Genomic DNA, 20,319 nt, shown 5'->3' on the forward strand with positions numbered 1-20,319 from the left:
AACGACAGTCTGGAACTGCACGAGATTACCGTTACCCCTTGTCCCAACACTATCACTTTTCCCACCCTTTACGCCGTGTGGACTAACAGCCGCATAGCAACGAATTGCTTGACGACCATAGAGCATTGGAACCACCTGATCCCATTCCGAACTCAGCAGTGAAACGATGCATCGCCGATGGTAGTGTGGGGTTTCCCCATGTGAGAGTAGGTCATCGTCAAGCGCTATACCGAAACGCCCCGATCTGGAAACAGGTCGGGGCGTTTCTTTTGGCGCGTGGAAACTAAAAAGGCGTACTCTTCTTAACTCAATCTTGCGACTCCATTCTACTGTTGCCTTCCAGCGATCAGCTTATTCCTTATTGTTTTGAGTGCTAAGCAAATCGGTATAACTATAATATTGTTATATAGAACCGGTTTCGTTATTCTGTTCTCCTCGATTTAGCGATGTACCACTACTGGAGGATGTATGGCCAATCACCGTTCCCTGTTCAAAAGAGCCAGCCGTTGGGGTGGTGCATTGATGTTGAGTGCCGGTTTGTCCCTCGGGCATGCCCAGGCGGCAGATCAAACGCTGCTCAACTCCTCCTACGATATCGCTCGGGAGTTGTTCTCGGCCTATAACGAGTTGTTCACCGAGCAGTGGCAGAAGGAGACGGGCAAGACTGTCGAGATCAAGCAGTCACATGCGGGCTCCTCACGTCAGGCGCAGGCCATCATCCAGGGATTGCGGGCCGATGTGGTTACCTATAATCAGGTGACCGATGTGGATATCCTGCATGAACGCGGCAACCTGATCCCGGAAAACTGGCGTGACCGCCTGCCCAACGCCAGTTCGCCCTATTACTCGACCATGGCTTTTCTGGTGCGCAAGGGCAACCCCAAGAATATCCAGAACTGGGACGACCTGGCGCGCGATGACGTGAGTTCCGTACTGCCCAACCCGAAGACCTCAGGTAACGGCCGTTACACCTATCTGGCTGCCCTGGGCTACGCCCAGAAGACCTATGGGAATGACCAGGCGGCGATCGACAACTTCCTGCGCACCTTCCTGGGTAACGTGGCGGTGTTCGATACCGGCGGTCGCGGCGCGACTACTACTTTCGTTGAACGGGGCATTGGTGATGTTCTGCTGACCTTCGAGTCCGAAGTGAATAATATCGCTGCCCAGAACGAAGGTTATGAAGTAGTGGTGCCGAAGATCAGCTTTCTTGCCGAGTTCCCGGTCACCTGGATCGACAAGAGCGTGAAGCACAACGGTACCGAAGAGCTGGCCAAGGCCTACCTCGAAGGGTTGTACTCCGAAGATGCGCAGCGTCTGATCGCCGGGTTCTATAACCGGGTCCACAACGAGAAGGTCAAAGCCGAATTTGCCGACCAGTTCCCGGAAGTCGAGCTGCTGCCGGTCGAGGAGATCGGCGGGAGCTGGGAGAATGTCATGAAGGAACATTTCGCCAGTGGTGGTAAACTGGATCAACTCCAGCGTCGGTAAAAACATCTTCACATGAATCGATTACTCTCCGGCCTCAAGCCGGGACGTTCCAGCCAACCCGGCAAGCGTGTCTTGCCGGGTTTTGCTTTGAGCCTTGGCGTTTCGCTGTTCTTCATCAGTATCGTCCTGCTGCTGCCCCTCACCGGCTTGATCATGCAAACCGCTGATATGGGGTGGTCGCAATATTGGGCGGTCGTTACTGACGAGCGGGTTGTCGCCTCCTACAAGGTCACCCTCTGGGCCGCGGCCATCGCTTCGCTGATCAATGGTGTCGTTGGTCTCCTGCTGGCGTGGGTATTGGTACGTTATGATTTTCCCGGCAAGCGCATCATGGATGCCCTGATCGACTTACCATTTGCCCTGCCGACTGCGGTGGCGGGCATTACCCTGACTGCGCTGTTCGCCGCCGATGGCTGGTACGGTCAGGTCTTTGATCTGTTTGGCATCAAGGTCGCTTTCACTCCGCTGGGCATCATCGTGGCGATGTCTTTCACCAGCCTGCCTTTTGTGGTCCGTACTGTGCAGCCCGTACTGGAAGACCAGGCGCCAGAGGACGAGGAGGCCGCGGTCAGTCTCGGCGCCTCCGACTGGACGGTCTTCCGGCGTATCCTGTTCCCGGCGATGTGGCCGGCGCTGATGACCGGTGTGGCACTGTCCTTTACTCGCAGCCTGGGTGAGTTTGGCGCGGTGATCTTCATTGCCGGCAACATGCCCTATGTCAGCGAGATCATCAGTTTGATGATCTTCGTCCGCCTGCAGGAATTCGACCATGCCGCCGCCAGTGCGATCGCCTCTGTGGTTCTGATCGCCTCCCTGGCGCTGCTGCTGATCATCAACCTGTGGCAGGCGCGCTATCTGCGCCGCCTGCACGGACGGTGAACGCCATGCACGAACGCAAGACAATGCGCGCCGGCGACCAGCCCTGGGTGAAATGGTCCTTGATCCTCCTGGCGGTGCTGGTGACTGCTTTGATGCTGGTCATTCCGCTGGTGATCATCTTCATGGAGGCCTTCTCCGCGGGCGGAGCCAATTACTGGGAAAACCTGACGGATACTTATACGGTACACGCCATTGGACTGACCCTGCTGGTGGCCGCCTTGACGGTACCCATCAACCTGGTCTTCGGCGTCATGCTCGCCTGGCTGGTGACTCGCTTCGACTTTCCCGGCCGCAAGGCGCTGATCACCTTGATCGACATTCCCTTCGCCGTATCGCCCGTCGTTGCCGGTCTGCTGTATTTGCTGCTGTACGGCAGTAATGGATGGTTGGGCAGTTGGCTGAGGGACCAGGATGTGCAGTTGATGTTCTCCTGGCCGGGCATCGTCATGGTGACCGTTTTTGTGACCTGCCCGTTCGTTGCGCGCGAGCTGATCCCGCTGATGCAGCAGCAAGGTCGGGAGGAAGAGGAGGCCGGCGTGGTGCTGGGCGCGACTGGCTGGCAGTTGTTTCGCCGAATTACCCTGCCCAATATCCAATGGGCATTGCTCTATGGCGTCGTGCTGACCAACGCCCGCGCGGTGGGCGAGTTCGGTGCGGTCTCCGTGGTTTCGGGCAACGTCCGCGGCGAGACCAATACCCTGTCATTGCATGTCGAGCTGCTGTACCAGGATTACAACGTCGTGGGCGCCTTTGCCAGTGCGTCGCTGCTGGCGGGCATTGCCCTGATCACCATCGTGGTGAAAAGTTTTGTGGAGTGGCGCCAAGCCCGGCAACGCGCCCCTCTCGATGACCAATCGGATAGTCGCTGATGAGTATTTCCATCGAAGGTATCACCAAGCATTTCGGCTCCTTCGAGGCGCTGAAAGACATTTCGCTGGACATCCCGGATGGCCAGCTGGTGGGCCTGCTTGGCCCGTCAGGGTCGGGCAAGACCACCTTGCTGCGGATCATCGCCGGGCTGGAAACCGCCGACCGGGGGCGCATCCTGTTCCATGGTGAAGACGTCACCAATCTGCACGTGCGCGAGCGCAAGGTCGGGTTCGTGTTCCAGCATTACGCCCTGTTCCGCCATATGACGGTAGCGCAGAACGTCGCGTTCGGGCTTGAGGTCATGCCCGCCCGGGAACGGCCGCCAGCGGCGGAGATCCGCAAGCGCGTTGATATGCTGCTGGAAATGGTGCAGCTCGGCCATCTGGCCAATCGTTTCCCCGCCCAGCTGTCCGGTGGGCAGAAGCAGCGCATCGCGCTGGCCCGTGCCCTGTCCATGAAGCCGCAGATCCTGCTGCTGGATGAGCCTTTTGGTGCACTCGATGCCAAGGTCCGCAAGGATCTGCGCCGTTGGCTGCGGGCACTGCATGCGGAGTTTCATTTCACCAGTGTCTTCGTTACCCATGATCAGGAAGAGGCGCTGGAGCTGTCTGACCAGGTCGCGGTGATGAGCGCCGGGCGCATCGAGCAGGTGGACAACCCGCAGCACCTCTATGCCGAACCAAACAGTCGCTTCGTGTTCGACTTTCTCGGTCACGTGAACGTCTTCGCCGGCGAGCAGCAGGGCACCCGGGTGAGCCAGGGGGACGCCTGGGTGAAGCTGCCTCCCGGCTCCCGGGAGCAGACCGGCCGGGCGCAACTCTATATGCGCCCCCACGAGGTGGCGTTGCAGAGCATCCCCGCGGTTCATGCGCATCTGCCGCTGTGCATCGAGTCCATCAGCCTGGTCGGTGCCGAAGTACGACTGGAATTGTCTCCCCGTGGTTGGGATGCCGATGGGCACTGGGAGGTTGGTATTACCCACGCGCAATTCAATAGTTGGCAGCCGGCCCGGGGCGATCTCTGTTATGCAGCGCCCGGGGTCGCCCACGTATTCGAGAAAGATGACCGGACGCCGGGGGCGATTCGGTGGCAGAGCGGTGAAATGGACGATCCCGCGGCGATGATCTGATATCAGCGTGACAGCGCAATGCGCCCTGGATTACTATCCAGCAGCTACGGATGTAGTCAAAGGGAGGCTGCCAGGTCGGCGGCTCTTATAAAAAGGATGGAGATATTTCATGTTGCGCAAATCGCTTTTGGCTGTGCTGGTGTCCGGTCTGATGGTAACCGGAGTGCAGGCGGCGGATAGTCAGATCAATGGTTATCTGTTTGGTAATGTTGGCCAATCGGAAACCGATCTTTCCGATCTCGAAGATATGGGGCTTTCTACCGATGAAAAGGCTACGGCTTACAAGGTAGGGGCGGGTGTACAGCTCAACCGACATATTGGTGTGGAATTTCAGTACGTCGATCTGGGAGAAGTCAGCGCCGACGTCCCCGGCCTGAAAGCAGAGATTGGTGCCAAGGGCTTTGGCGCTAACCTTGTGGGCTCTTTGCCGTTCGACCGGTTCAAGGTATACGGCAAGGTAGGCTATCACCAGATGGAATCTGACTGGCGGGTCAAGCTCGGTGGTGACACTTTCGCGAAGGGTGATGACGACAGTAATGTCACTTCATTCGCGATCGGCGCGACGTATGCGCTTACGCCTCAATTTGAACTGGTTGCGGAGTTCGAGCGCTATCAGGATGTAGGTGATGAAGACAGCACCGGTGAGGCGGACGTTGATCTGGCCTCCATCGGCCTGCGCTACAACTTCTGAGACATCCCGCCCGGGCTATCCAGGCCCGGGCGGGCTCGCAACACCTGGTAGTGAACCAGGCCTGCGACCCACCAAATTTTCCCCAAGCACCGACCCCTTTGCACTATAATCGCCCGTTTGCGTATTGCCCGGTTTGCCCCGGGCGGATTCGAGGGCCATGACACCGTGATCAAGACGCCGTATTACCTGATCGACAAGATCAAGCTGCAGCGCAACATGGAAAAGATCGCCTACGTGCGCGAGCATTCCGGAGCCAAGGCGCTGTTGGCGCTCAAGTGCTTTGCGACCTGGTCGGTTTTCGACCTGATGCAGCAGTACATGGATGGCACCACCTCCTCCTCGCTGTATGAAGTCAAGCTGGGCCACCTCAAGTTCGGCGGCGAGACCCATGCCTATAGCGTGGCCTACGCCGATGACGAAATCGCCGAGGTGCTGGCCCACTCGGACAAGATCATCTTCAACTCCATCAGCCAGCTGCGGCGTTTTGCCGATGCTTCGGCCAATCACACCCGCGGCCTGCGACTCAATCCGCAGGTCAGCAGCTCCGATTGGCTGATCGCTGATCCGGCGCGGCCTTTCAGCCGTCTGGGTGAATGGGATGCGCAGAAGGTGGAGCAGGTGATCGACCAGATTTCCGGCTTCATGATCCACAACAACTGCGAGAACAGTGATTTCGCCCTGTTTGACAGCATGTTGCGGCAGATCGAGGAACGCTTTGGCGAGCTGCTCAAGCAGGTTGAGTGGGTCAGCCTGGGTGGTGGTATCCACTTCACCGGCGAAGGTTATCCCCTCGATGAGTTCTGCGCGCGCCTCAAGCAGTTCTCCGAGCAGTACGGTGTCCAGGTTTACCTGGAACCAGGCGAAGCGGCCATTACCATGAGCACCTCGCTTGAAGTGTCGGTGCTGGATACCTTGTACAACGGCAAACAGTTGGCGGTGGTCGACAGCTCAATCGAAGCTCACATGCTCGATTTGCTGATCTACCGGCAATCAGCGCGGATGGAGCCGTGCGATGGCCCCCATGAATACATGGTCTGCGGCAAGTCCTGTCTGGCCGGCGATATTTTCGGCGAGTTCAAGTTTGACCAGCCCCTGCAGGTAGGTGATCGTCTGTCATTCATCGACGCGGCGGGCTACACCATGGTCAAGAAGAACTGGTTCAACGGCGTGAAGATGCCGTCCATCGCGGTGCGTCAACTCGACGGCCAGGTAGAACTGGTACGCGAGTTTGGCTTTGACGATTTTGTAAGTGCCCTCTCCTGAGGTCATGAATTAGCCCAAGGAGGCGTTCAGAGGAAGAGAAATGAAGAGAAACGTTCTGATTGTTGGTGCCGGAGGGGTGGCCCAGGTCGTCGCGCATAAATGTGCGCAGCATAACGACGTGTTGGGTAACATCCACATCGCCTCGCGTACTGTCGAGAAGTGTCAGGAGATCGTCGACAGCGTGCGGGAAAAGGGCAGTCTGAAAACTGCCGGTGAATTGCAAGCCCATGCCCTGGATGCCCTTGATATCGAGGCAACCAAGGCACTGATTGCCAAGACACAGTCGCAACTGGTCATCAATGTCGGATCGGCTTTTATCAATATGTCGGTACTGCAGGCTTGCATCGAGACCGGTGCCGCCTACCTGGATACCGCTATTCACGAAGACCCGGACAAGATCTGCGAAACGCCACCGTGGTATGCCAACTACGAATGGAAGCGCCGCGAGTTGTGCGAGGCGAATAACGTCACGGCGATTCTCGGTGTCGGCTTCGACCCGGGCGTGGTCAATGCCTACGCGGCCATCGCCGTGAATGAGTATTTCGACAGCGTCAGCGATATCGACATCATCGATATCAACGCCGGTAGCCACGGGCACTATTTCGCGACCAATTTCGATCCCGAAATCAACTTCCGCGAATTCACCGGTCAGGTCTGGTCCTGGCAGAACAGTCAGTGGACCAGCAACAAGATGTTCGAGGTCAAGCGCACGGATGACCTGCCGGTCGTCGGTGAGCAGACCAGCTACATGACCGGACATGATGAATTGCACTCGCTATCGAAGAATCTGGATGTACCCAACATCCGCTTCTGGATGGGCTTTGGCGAGCATTACATCAATGTCTTCACCGTGCTGAAGAACCTTGGGCTGCTGTCCGAGAAACCGGTGACTACCGCTGAAGGACTGGAAGTGGTGCCGCTGAAGGTCGTCAAGGCGGTGCTGCCTGATCCTTCGTCCCTGGCGCCGAACTACCAGGGCAAGACCTGCATCGGTGATCTGGTCAAGGGCAAGAAGGACGGCGTGGACAAGGAGGTGTTCATCTATAACGTCGCCGACCATGCCGAGGCCTACCAGGAAGTCGGCAGCCAAGGTATTTCCTACACGGCGGGTGTCCCGCCAGTGGCCGCTGCCATTCTGATCGCCCAGGGCGAGTGGGATGTGCAGAAGATGGTCAACGTCGAAGAGCTGGACTGCAAGCCCTTTATCAATCTGCTCAACGAGATGGGTCTGCCGACCCGGATCAAGGACGAGCAGGGCGACCACCCGCTGAGTTTCTGACAGCGGGTCGACACCGACAGTCCCCGGCCATGGCCGGGGATTTTTTTGTCTGCGGCCTCGCCAATCGACCGCACGATTATTCAGCGCCGGGCCGATGGGGTAATATCGTCCCCTTTTCGGGCAGGCTGCTGTCGCAACAGGGCGTTTCCATGACCTCACTATCCGCAGATCCCACATTGGCCCAACGCCTGGACGGTATTGGCGAGGTCGAGTTCGTGATTCCCGATATGAACGGAATCCCCCGCGGCAAAGTCATCCATGCCCGCAACGTCATCAATGGGCGGCGGGTGCAGATGGCCCACGGGGTATTGACCCAGTGCCTGACCGGCGAGTATCCCGACCCCCGTTACTACGGCTACGATGACAGCGATTTCATCCTCCGGCCGATCCCGGGCCAATTGCACCGGACGCCCTGGAGCGCGACGCCACGGGCGCTGGCCCTGTGCGAAGCGGTGGAGATGGATGGCACCCCCGCCAGGCTGTCATCGCGCAGCATGCTGCGGCAGGTGGTAGAGCGGTATGAGGCCCGTGGCTGGTCGCCGAAGGTGGCCACCGAGATGGAGTTCTACCTGTTCGAGCATAATGCCGACGTGCTGCAGCCGTTTCGCCCGCCGGTCGGGTTGGATGGGCGCCGGGAAGTGGGTAACCAGGCGTTTGCGGTGGGGTCGGTGACCGGCCTGCAACCCTTCTTCACCGAACTCAAGAGCAGCATGGCGGCAGTGGGTATTCCCTGCGAGGCGGTGATGCATGAAATGGGGCTCAGCCAGTACGAGGTGAATTTCACCCATGATGATCCGCTGCTGATCGCCGACCAGACCTTCCTGTTCAAGTACCTGCTGCACGAAGTCGCGCTCAAGCACGGCCTGATTGCCGTCTGCATGGCCAAGCCGTTATCCCGCATGCCGGGTTCGTCGATGCATATCCATCAGAGCGTCGTGGATCAGGCAGGGCGCAACATTTTTACTGCAGCCAACCAGGAAGCGTCAGCAGAGTTTCGTCATTACCTGGGCGGGCTCCAGGCCCACCTGGGCGACCTGATCCTGTTGCTGGCCCCAAATATCAATTCCTACCAGCGCTATTGCCACGTCTACGCCTCGCCGAACAACCTCTGCTGGTCCAATGACAACCGTCGCACCGGGCTGCGGGTGCCGGCCAGCGAGCCGGATGCGCGGCGGGTGGAGAACCGCGTGCCCGGCGCCGATGCCAACCCTTACCTGGCCGTGGCCGCAAGCCTGGCTGCGGGGCTGTACGGCATTGAACACCGCCTGGAGCCGGATCTGCCGGCCCAGGGCGAGTTCGAGGTGCCGGACGATCTGCGGCTGAGCTGTACGCTGCATCGTGCTATCCGGCGGCTGGAGCGCAGCGGTATGGCGCGTGAAATGTTCGCCGAGGAGTTCATCGAGGGCTACCTGGCCTGCAAGCGCATGGAACTGGATAACTTCATGGATGAGATCAGTCCGTGGGAGCGCCGTTTCCTCGGCAGCGTCATCTGACCAGGCACGTGTTTCCCGCTCCGTGGCCACGCGCCGGGTGCGGCGGGCTGATACTATCTCCCTGACGGGCCGGTAGCGCTTGCCGGCCGCCCATAGTTGCACAGGAGCTGGCATGGCCGACGCTGATTCACTCGCACCGGGTTTCATGATCATCCACGGCAACCGGCTGGAGAGCCTGCGCCAGCTGGTGGTCAACTGGGTCGCCCGTTACCCGCTCAGGCCGCTGGAAAACGACGTGATACTGGTGCAGAGCAACGGTATCGCCCAATGGCTCAAGCAGGCGCTGGCGGCAGACGTCACCGATGATGAGACCAGCGGGTGCGGCATTGCCGCGGCCGTTGACGTGACGCTGCCGGCACGCTTTCTCTGGGATGCCTACCGTAGCGTGCTTGGCGCCGACACCGTGCCGGTCAGCTCACCTCTGGACAAGGCCCCGTTGACCTGGCGGTTGATGCGGCTGCTGCCAGCGGTGATGGATGAGCCCGTATTTGAACCCCTGCAGCGCTTCCTGGCCGACGACCAGGATTGCCGCAAGCGTTATCAACTGGCCGAGCGACTGGCTGACCTGTTTGACCAGTATCAGGTATACCGCGCCGACTGGCTGGGTGACTGGGCCGAGGGGCGTGACCAGATTCGCCACGCCCGCGACGGCATCAAAACCCTGGAGCGGGCCGATTGCTGGCAGCCGGCACTGTGGCGCGCCCTGCTGGAGGATGTTGGTGCGGCCCGACTGGCAGACAGCCGCGCCGGTATCCATCCCCGCTTCATCCGGCGCCTCGCCGAGCTGGATGAGCGGCCCGCGGGCCTGCCGCGGCGGGTCATCGTCTTCGGTATCTCCTCCCTGCCGGCGCAGATGCTGGAGGCGCTGGCCGCCATCGGCCGGTTCAGCCAGGTGCTGCTCTGCGTGCTCAATCCCTGCCAGCACCACTGGGGCAATATCGTCGGCGACCAGGACCTGCTGCGGCACCAGTATCAGCGCCAGCAGCGCCGCCCCGGCATGCCGCTGGAGCTGGATGACGACAGTTTGCACCAGCACGCGCATCCACTGCTCGCGGCCTGGGGCAAGCAGGGCCGCGACTATATCAACCTGCTCGACAGCCACGATGACCGCGCCAGCTACGAGGCCCAGTTCCAGGCGATCAGTGGCGGGCGCATCGACCTGTTCGACGAACCGGATACCGGCCACCTGCTCGGTCAGTTGCAGTCCGATATCCTGGACCTGCGGCCCCTGGCCGAAACCCGCGAGCAGTGGCCAGCCGTTGCGGTGGACGATCAGTCGATCCGCTTCCATCTCGCCCACAGTGCGCAGCGGGAAGTGGAAATCCTCCACGACCAGTTGCTGGCCTGGTTCAACGAGGATCCAAGCCTCAGGCCGCGGGATATCATCGTCATGGTCCCCGACGTCAATACCTATGCCCCCTCGGTGCAGGCGGTGTTCGGCCAATACCCGCCGGATGACCTGCGCCATATTCCCTTCACCTTGGCCGATCAGGGCCAGCGCGGCATCGAGCCCCTGTTGATCGCCCTGGAATCCCTGCTGCGTCTGCCCGACAGCCGGCTGCCGGTGAGCGAGGTGCTCAGCCTTCTGGATGTGCCAGCGCTGCGCGCGCGTTTCGGCATCCAGGAGAGCGAGTTGCCGACGCTACGCCGCTGGATTGAAGGGGCTGGCATTCGTTGGGGCATGGATGCCGAGCGCCGCGCCGCCCAGGGCTTGCCGGCGGGGCTGGAAGCCAATACCTGGCGTTTCGGCCTGCGGCGCATGCTGTTGGGCTATGCGGTCGGGGCGGGCGATGCCTGCTCCGGCATCGAACCCTACGACGAAGTGGGTGGGCTGGATGCGGCGCTGATCGGTCCGCTGGTGGCCTTGCTGGAAGCGCTGGACGACGCCTGCGCTATATTGGCAGACCCCGCGCCAATAGCCACCTGGGGAGAGCGGCTGCGCATGTTGCTGGCGGATTTCCTGCTGCCGGCCAATGAGCGCGACGAGCGCCTGCTGGGCCAGCTGGACGACGCCCTGGATCAGTGGTTGGAGCTGTGCGCGGCGGTAGAATTGGACGACCCCTTGCCGCTCAATGTGGTCCGTGAGGCCTGGCTGTCAGGCGTCGAGCAGAGTCAGCTGGGCCAGCGGTTTCTCGCCGGCGCGGTCAACGTCTGCACTTTGATGCCCATGCGCGCCATTCCCTTTCGCCGTATCTGCCTGCTGGGCATGAACGACGGTGATTACCCACGGGCCCAGCCGCCGCTGGACTTCGACCTGATGGCCCGGGACTACCGCCCCGGTGACCGCTCGCGCCGTGAAGACGACCGCTATCTGTTGCTGGAGGCCCTGTTGTCCGCCCGCGAACGTCTGTACATCAGCTGGGTGGGGCGCAGCATCCGTGATAACAGCGAACGTCCCGCATCGGTGCTGGTGGGCCAGTTGCGCGATCACCTGAGCAGCGGCTGGCGCACGGCCGATGGTAGCGAGCTGCTGTCGATGCTGACCCTGGAGCATCCGTTGCAACCCTTCAGCAAGGCCTACTTTACCGGGACGCAGGCGCTGTTCAGCTATGCACGGGAATGGTTGCCCATGCATTCCGGCGCCGCTGCCGCGGCCACCGAACAGCGCTTGCCGGATCTGCTGCCCGATGCGCCGCTTGAGGTGGAGCAGCTGCAGCGCTTTCTGCGCAACCCGACCGGGCATTTCTTCACCGGCCGGCTCAAGGTGTTCCTGGATGAGCGCAACGACAGCCTCGATGACCACGAACCCTTCGCCTTGGACGCCCTGCAGCATCACCAGCTCAGCCAGGGGCTGCTGGAAGCCTGTCTGCCGTTGCCGGTGGAGCAGGATGTCGACCAGGCCCTGGCCCAGCTTGCCACCCGCCTGCAGGGCCAGGGCTGCTTTCCGCTGGCCGGCTTCGGCGAACTGGCTCGCGAGCAACTGGTTCTGCCGCTGGGCGATCAGCTGCGGCGCTTCCACCGATTGGCTGCCGACTGGCCCGAGATACTGGAGCACCCGCTGGCGCTCGAGGCCGGACAGCATCAGGTGCAACTAACCAGTTGGCTGAGCGGTGTCCGCCAGGCGCAGGCAAGCGCGGATCTCGCGCGGATCAATCTGGTGCCGGGCAAACGGCTCGGCAAGCGCGGCTCGCTGCGTTGGCGCCAGCTGCTACCCGACTGGGTCATTCACGTGTTGGCGTCGGCCAGTGGTCACCAGCTGCACAGTTGGATTGTCGCCGCAGATGCGACGCTGCACCTCAAGCCGTTGACCATGCCCCAGGCCCAGAACCTGATGGAAGTCTGGTTGGCGGCCTGGCTGGAAGGGTTGCACCGCCCCTTGCCGTGCGCACCGGAGACCGCCTTCGCCTGGCTCGAGGCGGCGGATAACGAGGCGAAAGCGACCAGCGCCGCGCAAGCGGTGTACGAAGGCGGGTTCAAGTCCACCGGCGAGGTCGACAAAAGCGCAGCGCTGCGGCGGCAATACCCGGACTTCGCCAGTCTCAGCCAATCGGGCGAGTTCCCCGAGCTAAGCTACCAGCTCTATGCTCCGCTGCTGGAGGCCTGGCGTGACCAGTTGATGACCCTGGTACAGGACATGGAGGAACCGGCATGAGCAACCAGACCCTGCCCTTGGCGCTGCGCTTCCCGTTGCGCGGCAGCCGCCTGATCGAGGCCAGCGCCGGCACCGGCAAGACCTTCACCATCTCGGCGCTCTACCTGCGGCTGGTGCTGGGCCACGGTAGCGACGAAACCCGTTTCCAGCGCGAGTTGCTGCCACCGGAAATCCTCGTGGTCACCTTTACCGATGCGGCCACTCGAGAATTGCGCGACCGCATCCGTGCTCGCCTGGTGGAAGCGGCACAGGCGTTTCGCGGCGAGTTGGCAGATCCGGATCCGTTGCTGCAGGCACTGCTGGACGAATACCCGGCAGAGCTGCATGCCGGTTGTGCCCGGCGGTTGGACATCGCCGCCCAGTGGATGGACCAGGCGGCGGTATCGACCATCCACAGCTGGTGTCAGCGCATGCTCCGCGAGCACGCCTTCGACAGCGGCAGCCTCTTTGCCCAGCAGCTGGAGACCGATCACAGCGAGCTGTTGGCGGACGTCGCCCGCGATTACTGGCGCGAGCAATGCTACAGCCTGCAAGGCCCAGCGCTGCATTGGGTAGTAGAGCAATGGCAGCAGCCGGACAGCCTGCTGGCGCGGGCCCGGGCGCTGTTTCGGGAACAGCCCAACGCGGCGGGGCAGCAGCTGCAGGAGCTGATCGAACCGGTGCTGGAACAATGCAGCCAACGGCTGGCCGAACTCAAGCAGCCCTGGGCCAGCTGGGCCGACGAGCTCGAGCAATTGCTCGATCAGGCATTCGAGGCCGGGGCGGTGAACAAGCAGAAAATCCACGGCCGCTATTATCGCCCCTGGTTCGACATCCTGCGCAGCTGGGCGGCCGATCCGGCGTTGACCGAACTCAAACTTCCCGACTCTGCCTGGCACCGCCTCAGCTACGATGGCCTGGCGGAAGGCTGGAAAACCGGCGAGGTGCCGACCCACCCGGCACTGGATGCAATGGGTGAGTTGCGCGAGGCCCTGGCCTGCCTGCCAGACCCCGGCCTGCAGGCGTTGCGGCATGCCGCCTGGTGGATTCGCCAGCGCTTCGAACAGGAGAAACGGCGGCGCGCGGAAATGGGCTTCGACGACATGCTCGAGCGGCTCGACCAGGCCCTCCAGGGGGTGAATGGCGAGCGTCTGGCGGAGGTCATCCGCCGGCAGTTTCCGGTGGCGATGATCGACGAGTTCCAGGATACCGACCCGCTGCAATACCGTATCTATGACCGCATCTACCGGGTCGAGGCCAATGATCCGGAACATGGCCTGTTCCTGATCGGTGATCCCAAACAAGCGATCTACGCCTTCCGCGGCGCGGATATCTTCACCTACCTCAAGGCCCGCCATGCCACCGCCGGGCGGCACGACAACCTGGATACCAACTTCCGCTCCAGCGAATCCATGGTCGCCGCGGTCAACCATGTGTTCCGGCTGGCTGAGGAGCGTCCTGCCGGGCGCGGCGCCTTCCTGTTTGCCCGCGACGGCGATAACCCGTTGCCGTTCATTCAGGTGGGCGCGCGCGGGCGGCGGGAACAATGGGTAGTGGAGGGGCAGGCCCCGGCGGCCTTGAGCGCCTGGCACCTGGAAAGTGACAAGCCACTGCCCAGCGGCAGCTATCGCACCGAAATGGCCGGGCGCTGCGCTACGGAAATGGTGCGGTTGCTGAATCTCGGCCAGCAGGGGCAGGCCGGCTTCCTGCACCCGGAGCAGGGTTTGCAGCCGGTGTGCCCGGCGGACATGGCGGTGCTGGTCAGGGATTTTCGCGAGGCCCAGGCCATCCGCGACGAGTTGGTCGCACGCGGGGTGCGCAGTGTCTACCTGTCGGACAAGGACTCGGTCTACGCGAGCGCCGAAGCCGCCGACGTGCTGCGTTGGCTGCGTGCCTGCGCCGAGCCGGACAACGACCGGCTGCTGCGGGCCGCGCTGGCCAGCCCCACGCTGGATCTGGATTGGCAGGTGCTGGATGCGCTCAACCAGGATGAGCGCATCTGGGAGCACCGGGTCTTCCAGTTCCGCGATTATCGGCGCATCTGGCTCCGGCAGGGCGTACTGCCGATGCTGCACCGCCTGCTGCACGACTTCGATCTGCCGGCGCAGTTGCTGGCCGGCAGCGATGGCGAACGGCGGCTGACCAACTTGCTGCACCTGGCCGAACTGCTACAACAGGGCGCACGGGAACTGGATGGTGAACAGGCATTGATCCGCCACTTCGAGGAGCTGGTGATCCGCCCCGGTGATAACACCCAGGATGAGCAGGTGCTGCGATTGGAAAGCGACGCCGCCCTGGTCAAGGTGGTTACCATCCATAAATCCAAGGGGCTGGAATATCCCCTGGTGTTCTTGCCTTTCATCTGCAATGCCCGGGTCACCCAGGGCGACAAGCCCCTGGCGATCCAGGGTGAGGGGGGCGTCGAGGTGGTGCTGCAACCCAGTGAAGCGCAGGTGCAGCGTGCCGATGATGAGCGCCTGGCCGAAGACCTGCGCCTGCTCTACGTGGCGCTGACCCGGGCGCAACATGCCTGTTGGCTGGGCATGGCTGATTTGCGCTATGGCAACAAGGGCACCTCGGTGCTGCACCGCTCGGCGGTCGGGCAGTTGCTGGGCGGCGGCGAGGCATTATCTGCGTCAGGGGATCTGGCCGCCTGGTTGGCCCGCTGGCAGGCCCCCGGCATCGCCGTATTGCCCGCACCGGAGCAGGACGAGACAAGCTACGCGGCGCCGCAGCGGGAGCAGCCGCAGCTCCAGGCGCGGCAGCCCCAGCGCCGGCCCGCCGAACACTGGTGGATTGCCTCCTATAGTGCTTTGCGCCCGGACGACACTGCCATCCCGCGCACCCGCAGCGAAGACACCGCACCGGATAGCCCGGCCGCGCAAAAGGCGGTGGATGATGATCGCCGGGCGGTCTTCCAGCCGCTGCGGCCGGGCGAAACACCCAGCATCCATCGGTTCCCCCGCGGCCCCAATCCGGGCACCTTCCTGCATGGGTTACTGGAGCTGGCCGGCAATGAAGGTTTTACCCAGCTGGCCAGCGCGGAGGCTTGTGTTCAGTGGCTGCGGCCCCGCTGCCTGCGCCGCGGCTTGGCCGATTGGGTAAAGCCATTGAGTGAGTGGCTCGGCGCGCTGATCACCCGAGCGCTGCCACTGGCGGGGGGTCAGGCGGTGTTCAGCCTGGCGCAATTGCCCCGTGGGCAGTACCAGCCGGAAATGGAGTTTCTGTTCGCCGCCAGCGGCGTGGATGTTCGCGCCCTGGATGAGCTGGTGCAGCGTGCCATTATCCCGGGCGCGCCCCGACCGCCATTGCCGCCGGAGCGTCTGAACGGCCTGTTCAAGGGGTATATGGACCTGGTCCTGGAGTGGGACGGGCGCTACTACGTGATCGACTACAAGTCCAATTGGCTGGGCGCTGATACCGAGGCTTACTCCACCGCGGCCATGCAGGCGGCAGTACTGGAGCACCGCTATGACCTGCAATACGTTTTCTATGTGCTGGCGCTGCATCGCCAGCTCCGCGCCCGCTTGCCCGGATACGACTACGACCGCCACGTGGGCGGAGCGCTGTACTGGTTCATCCGCGGCGCCGAGGCGGACAACGCGGGAATCTGGCACGACCGCCCGCCGCGGGCGCTGATCGAATCGCTGGACCAGTTGTTTGCCGGGGAGATGACACATGAGCATTGAACAGCTGGACCTGCTGGCGCAGTTGCCGGAGCGCGAGCCCGAGCCGGCCGCGGCCCCGGATGTACTGCACCAGCTGGAGCAGTGGGTGGCGGTCGGCTGGTTGCGCGCGCTGGACCGGGCGTTGGCGGCCTTCCTGCTGGACTTGATACCGGATACCGAACCGCTGGTACTGCTGGCCGCGGCGCTGGCCAGCCATCAGCTCGGGCATGGCCATGTCTGCCTTGATCTGGACGCGACGCTGGCGGCGCCCGACCTGAGCCTGTCCCTGCCGCCCGAAGGCCAGGAGGCGGGGCGCGACATCCTGCTGCCCTCACAGTTGTTGCGGGGCATCACACCAGCAGCCTGGCGGCAGGCCTTGGCGACCAGCCCCCTGGTCGATACGCCGCCGGACAGCAACCATTGCGAGCGGCCCCTGGTACTGCATGGGCAGCGGCTGTATCTGCGGCGCTATTGGCGCCACGAGCGCCAGGTGGTGGCGGCCCTGGGGCGTCGACTGCGGGCCCGTCCGCCGTTGCCGCGAGGGCTGACCGCCGGGCTGGAGCGCCTCTTCGCCGACAGCCGTCAGCAGCCCGACTGGCAGAAGCTCGCCTGCGCGCTGGCTGCCCGCGGCGCCTTCAGCATCATTACTGGTGGCCCCGGCACCGGCAAGACCACCACCGTCGTACGCCTGCTGGCGCTATTGCAGGAGCCGGCGGTTGAAGCCGGCCAGCCGCTGCGTATCCGCCTGGCGGCGCCCACTGGCAAGGCGGCGGCCCGCTTGACCGAGTCCATTGGCCGGCAGGTCGGAGGTCTGCAGGTCAGCGAAGCGGTGCGGGGGCAGATTCCGACCCAGGTCACCACCTTGCACCGGCTGTTGGGAAGCCGGCCGGACACCCGGCATTTTCGCCACCACGCGGGTAATCCCCTGGCGCTGGATGTGCTGGTGGTGGATGAAGCTTCGATGATCGACCTGGAAATGATGGCCAGTCTGCTGGTGGCGTTACCCGCCCATGCGCGCCTGGTGTTGCTGGGCGACAAGGACCAGTTGGCCTCGGTGGAGGCCGGTGCGGTACTGGGTGACCTGTGCCGGGATGCCGAGGCTGGTCGTTATGATGAGGACACGCGCCAGTGGCTGGAGCAGGTCGGTGGTCATTCCCTCAAGGGTACCGGGCTGGAGCCGGGCGACGCCCGCCGCCATCCCCTCGCCCAGCAGACGGTGATGTTGCGCCATTCCCACCGTTTCGGTGCTGACAGCGGCATTGGTGAATTGGCCCGTTGCGTCAACCGGGGCGATGCCCAGGGTGCGCGGCAGACGTTGGGTCAGCCAGGCTACCGCGATCTGCACAATCACCTGGCCTCCGGACTGGATGACGCCAGGTTCGCCGCGTTGGTACTCGGGGGTGGTACGACCGCACAACTGCCGGGGTACGGCGACTACCTCCAGGTACTGGCGCAGCAGCGTCCGGCGGCGGACCTGCCGGCCGACGATCCGGCTTGGGAAGCCTGGGCCAAGGCGGTGCTGGAGGCCTTTGACCGTTTCCAGGTGCTCTGTGCAGTGCGCAAGGGCCCCTGGGGGGTGGAGTCGCTGAACCGGCATCTGGCCGGGCTCTTGCAACGTCGGGGGCTGCTCTCGGCGGCCCAGGGCTGGTATGAAGGACGCCCGGTACTGGTTACCCGTAACGACTACGGGCTGGGCCTGATGAACGGCGATATCGGCATCGCCCTGATGATCCGCGACCGACCGCTGCATGCCGGGGAGGCGGAGCGGATGGTGCTGCGGGTGGCGTTCCCGCGCAACGACGGCACGGGCCGGCTGCGCTTCGTCCTGCCCAGCCGCCTGACCGACGTGGAAACGGTGTTTGCCATGACGGTGCACAAATCCCAGGGCTCGGAGTTTGCCCATGCGCTGTTGGTCTTGCCGGAAAGCCGCAGCCCCTTGTTGACCAAGGAGCTGGTCTATACCGCCATCACCCGTGCCAGCCGGGACTTCACGTTGCTGGAGACCCGCGCCGGAGTGTTCGAGGCGGCGGTGGCGCAGCCGGTGCGGCGCGTGAGCGGGCTGGATCTGGCGGCGGATTAACGGCGCGCCGCAAACTGGATGGCTGCTTCGATCAGCGCCTGGAACAGCCGGCGCTGGCGGCGCACCAGCAGCAGGAATTCCGGGTGCCATTGTACGCCGAGCAGGAAAGGGTGGTCCGGGTCTTCGATCGACTGGATGATGCCGTCGAGGTCCCTGCCGCTCACCTGCAGTTGCTGGCCGAGCTGGTTGATGGCCTGGTTATGCAGGCTGTTGATCTGCGCCCGTTCGGTGCCGAACAGCTCGGCGAGCCGGCTACCGGGAACGATATCCAGAGTCTTGAGCGGCAGCACAGTGCGGCGGTTGGAGGTCTTGCGACGCTGGGAGCGCAGCTCCTGGTAGAGGTTGCCGCCGCGACGGGCGTTGAGCAGCTGGGCGCCACGGCAGATGCCCAGCAAGGGCAACCGGTGCGCCAGGGCATCATCGATGATCGCAGCTTCCAGCGCATCCCGCTCCGGGTCGTATTTGGGCACGACCTCCGGTTCGGCGGTATAGAGCACCGGGTCGATATCATGCCCGCCGGTAATGACCACGCCATCGTAACGATAGTCCTGCCAAGGGTCGCCGGGGCGCAGCTGCAGGGGTTTGCCGCCATACCAGCGAATGGCACAGCCGACCAGAAAGCGCGGCCCGAAGGCGCCGCGTGTGGGCCCGGTTACCGCAATGACCGGCGGCCTGTTCAGGTCCGGCTCAGCCATTGGCGCTCCACTTGTGCCTTCCAGCTGTCCAGTAGCCGCCCCAACCCCTGCTCCAGATGGTCGCCATAGGCGCGGCAGCAGGCATCGAGGCGTGCCCGGTCGGCGGCCAGGGCTTCCACCTGCAGCCAATCCTGCCAGGTGGCGCTTATTCCCCAACCGGGTTGATCGATCAGGCTGTCCGGCAGCCGGTAGTGCAGGGTAGGGCGGGCCTTGATCAGCGGGTCGGCGGTAGCCGCCTGTACCTGCTCGGCATCCAGATGCTTGAACAGCGGCAGCATGTCCAGGGCGCGGTTGCGGGTCGGGTTGGCCTGCAGATAATCCGCGATCAACTGGTGCTGATCCGGCCAGTAGTCAACCGCTACCAATTGGCGGATATAGGCCGGGGGAAAGGGATCGGCGAAGGGCGACAGCCGCCGGGTCAGGCTGAACCGCGCCCGCGGCGCCAGCCAGTCGTGCAGGCAGGCGAATGCTTTGAGGTAGGCCGTGATGGTGGCGGGTTGGAGGTTGGGCAGATCGGGGTTGAACTGCATGCCGAAGGCGCTGACGAGGCTGCCCGAGGTGCCTTTGGCGCCGGCGGCGCGCAACAGCTCGATCAGGCCGTCGATCTCGCCCAGGCGGTCCATGGGTAGCGGTGGGCTGATCAGCTCCAGGGGAACCAGGTCGTTGGTGACCCATTTGAGCAGCTCCTCCACCGAGGCGCGCAGGTCATCGCCGAGATCGTCGGCGGAGCGTTGCTCCCGGCCCATCTCCCGCAGCAGCGTGAAGTCCAGTTCGATGCGCCAGTCGCCGGCGGGGTCGCCCACCAGCTGTCGTTCATAGCGGCCGGTGATCTGGTGCGCCAGCTGCAGATAGCGACCGCAGATGGCGGTAAGCCGGTCGATGTCCAGGCCGTTCATTTCCAGTTCCACCCCAACGCGGCGCATGATTCCCTGATCGGTATGGCTGCGGGTGGGCAGTGCGGGTGGCGCGGCTAATATCGGCATTTTTCAGGCTGGTCCCAGGTTAGGTTCGGCGTGATAGAATCGCTCTGCTCCGTTTCTGGCGGTCCGGCGGTCCGGCGTCCCGGCTGTCTCGTCCGGAACTTCATCCGGTTGGGTTGTCATAGTTTCCGCGGTAGCTTGCGCTAGCGACTCCAGCCACGACAACAGCATCGTCAATTCCATGTGTCGTATGAAGCGGAGCTGAGGGGTGTTTTCGCTCCTCGGGTAGG

Annotated in this window: 13 protein-coding genes and 1 rRNA gene; 12 read left to right on the plus strand and 2 right to left on the minus strand. The window is 63.1% G+C overall.

Annotated features, from left to right (window positions below; genetic code table 11):
* Positions 1-107 precede the first annotated feature (107 nt).
* The 12 genes from rrf to recD all read left to right on the plus strand — a co-directional run bounded on the left by rrf (position 108) and on the right by recD (position 18,414).
* Positions 108-223, plus strand: a 5S ribosomal RNA gene (gene rrf, locus VG99_RS14950).
* A gap of 245 nt (positions 224-468) precedes the next feature.
* Positions 469-1,491, plus strand: coding sequence for a thiosulfate ABC transporter substrate-binding protein CysP (cysP, locus tag VG99_RS14955; protein WP_044501242.1), 1,023 nt, complete (start codon positions 469-471; stop codon positions 1,489-1,491).
* A 12-nt stretch (positions 1,492-1,503) separates the two neighbouring features.
* Positions 1,504-2,370 (plus strand): sulfate ABC transporter permease subunit CysT, encoded by an 867-nt coding sequence (cysT, locus tag VG99_RS14960; RefSeq protein ID WP_044501243.1) that lies wholly within the window; start codon positions 1,504-1,506, stop codon positions 2,368-2,370.
* A 5-nt stretch (positions 2,371-2,375) separates the two neighbouring features.
* Positions 2,376-3,239 carry a sulfate ABC transporter permease subunit CysW gene (cysW, locus tag VG99_RS14965; RefSeq protein ID WP_044501244.1) on the plus strand — a complete coding sequence of 288 codons (864 nt, stop codon included), beginning with the start codon at positions 2,376-2,378 and terminating at the stop codon, positions 3,237-3,239.
* Entirely contained in the window at positions 3,239-4,369 is a 1,131-nt protein-coding gene (locus tag VG99_RS14970) for a sulfate/molybdate ABC transporter ATP-binding protein (RefSeq protein ID WP_044501245.1), read from the plus strand. Before cysW ends, VG99_RS14970 begins: the two co-directional genes overlap by 1 nt.
* Before the next feature lie 109 nt (positions 4,370-4,478).
* A complete protein-coding gene (locus VG99_RS14975) occupies positions 4,479-5,060 on the plus strand; it encodes an outer membrane beta-barrel protein (protein ID WP_044501246.1) in 582 nt (193 codons plus the stop codon).
* Between the two features lie 165 nt (positions 5,061-5,225).
* Entirely contained in the window at positions 5,226-6,323 is a 1,098-nt protein-coding gene (gene nspC, locus VG99_RS14980) for a carboxynorspermidine decarboxylase (protein WP_044501690.1), read from the plus strand.
* 40 nt (positions 6,324-6,363) lie between these two features.
* Complete coding sequence (locus tag VG99_RS14985; protein WP_044501247.1) at positions 6,364-7,602, plus strand: saccharopine dehydrogenase family protein; 1,239 nt, start codon at positions 6,364-6,366, stop codon at positions 7,600-7,602.
* 149 nt (positions 7,603-7,751) lie between these two features.
* A complete protein-coding gene (locus VG99_RS14990) occupies positions 7,752-9,095 on the plus strand; it encodes a glutamine synthetase family protein (protein ID WP_044501248.1) in 1,344 nt (447 codons plus the stop codon).
* 112 nt (positions 9,096-9,207) lie between these two features.
* Positions 9,208-12,687: an exodeoxyribonuclease V subunit gamma gene (gene recC, locus VG99_RS14995; protein ID WP_044501249.1), complete on the plus strand. Its 3,480-nt coding sequence runs from the start codon at positions 9,208-9,210 to the stop codon at positions 12,685-12,687.
* Positions 12,684-16,355, plus strand: a complete 3,672-nt coding sequence (gene recB / locus VG99_RS15000) for an exodeoxyribonuclease V subunit beta (RefSeq protein ID WP_044501250.1) — start codon at positions 12,684-12,686, stop codon at positions 16,353-16,355. The genes recC and recB overlap by 4 nt, the downstream gene beginning before the upstream one ends.
* On the plus strand, positions 16,345-18,414 hold the full coding sequence (gene recD, locus VG99_RS15005; protein ID WP_044501251.1) for an exodeoxyribonuclease V subunit alpha: 2,070 nt from the start codon (positions 16,345-16,347) through the stop codon (positions 18,412-18,414). Before recB ends, recD begins: the two co-directional genes overlap by 11 nt.
* Here the strand turns inward: recD and VG99_RS15010 are convergent.
* On the minus strand, positions 18,411-19,109 hold the full coding sequence (locus tag VG99_RS15010; RefSeq protein ID WP_044501252.1) for a gamma-glutamyl-gamma-aminobutyrate hydrolase family protein: 699 nt from the start codon (positions 19,107-19,109) through the stop codon (positions 18,411-18,413). The genes recD and VG99_RS15010 overlap by 4 nt on opposite strands.
* Positions 19,091-20,092 carry an amidoligase family protein gene (locus tag VG99_RS15015; protein WP_044501253.1) on the minus strand — a complete coding sequence of 334 codons (1,002 nt, stop codon included), beginning with the start codon at positions 20,090-20,092 and terminating at the stop codon, positions 19,091-19,093. The genes VG99_RS15010 and VG99_RS15015 overlap by 19 nt, the downstream gene beginning before the upstream one ends.
* Between the last annotated feature and the right edge of the window lie 227 nt (positions 20,093-20,319).

Origin of the sequence: Pseudomonas saudimassiliensis, assembly GCF_000939975.1 — a bacterium.
Lineage (GTDB): Bacteria > Pseudomonadota > Gammaproteobacteria > Pseudomonadales > Pseudomonadaceae > Halopseudomonas > Halopseudomonas saudimassiliensis.

Excerpts from the sequence above, each read along its gene's own strand:
- cysP (WP_044501242.1), top strand. The coding sequence starts at position 469 with ATGGCCAATCACCGTTCCCTGTTCAAAAGAGCCAGCCGTTGGGGTGGT.
- cysT (WP_044501243.1), top strand. The coding sequence starts at position 1,504 with ATGAATCGATTACTCTCCGGCCTCAAGCCGGGACGTTCCAGCCAACCC.
- cysW (WP_044501244.1), top strand. The coding sequence starts at position 2,376 with ATGCACGAACGCAAGACAATGCGCGCCGGCGACCAGCCCTGGGTGAAA.
- VG99_RS14970 (WP_044501245.1), top strand. The coding sequence starts at position 3,239 with ATGAGTATTTCCATCGAAGGTATCACCAAGCATTTCGGCTCCTTCGAG.
- VG99_RS14975 (WP_044501246.1), top strand. The coding sequence starts at position 4,479 with ATGTTGCGCAAATCGCTTTTGGCTGTGCTGGTGTCCGGTCTGATGGTA.
- VG99_RS14985 (WP_044501247.1), top strand. The coding sequence starts at position 6,364 with ATGAAGAGAAACGTTCTGATTGTTGGTGCCGGAGGGGTGGCCCAGGTC.
- VG99_RS14990 (WP_044501248.1), top strand. The coding sequence starts at position 7,752 with ATGACCTCACTATCCGCAGATCCCACATTGGCCCAACGCCTGGACGGT.
- recC (WP_044501249.1), top strand. The coding sequence starts at position 9,208 with ATGGCCGACGCTGATTCACTCGCACCGGGTTTCATGATCATCCACGGC.
- recB (WP_044501250.1), top strand. The coding sequence starts at position 12,684 with ATGAGCAACCAGACCCTGCCCTTGGCGCTGCGCTTCCCGTTGCGCGGC.
- recD (WP_044501251.1), top strand. The coding sequence starts at position 16,345 with ATGAGCATTGAACAGCTGGACCTGCTGGCGCAGTTGCCGGAGCGCGAG.
- VG99_RS15010 (WP_044501252.1), bottom strand. The coding sequence starts at position 19,109 with ATGGCTGAGCCGGACCTGAACAGGCCGCCGGTCATTGCGGTAACCGGG.
- VG99_RS15015 (WP_044501253.1), bottom strand. The coding sequence starts at position 20,092 with ATGCCGATATTAGCCGCGCCACCCGCACTGCCCACCCGCAGCCATACC.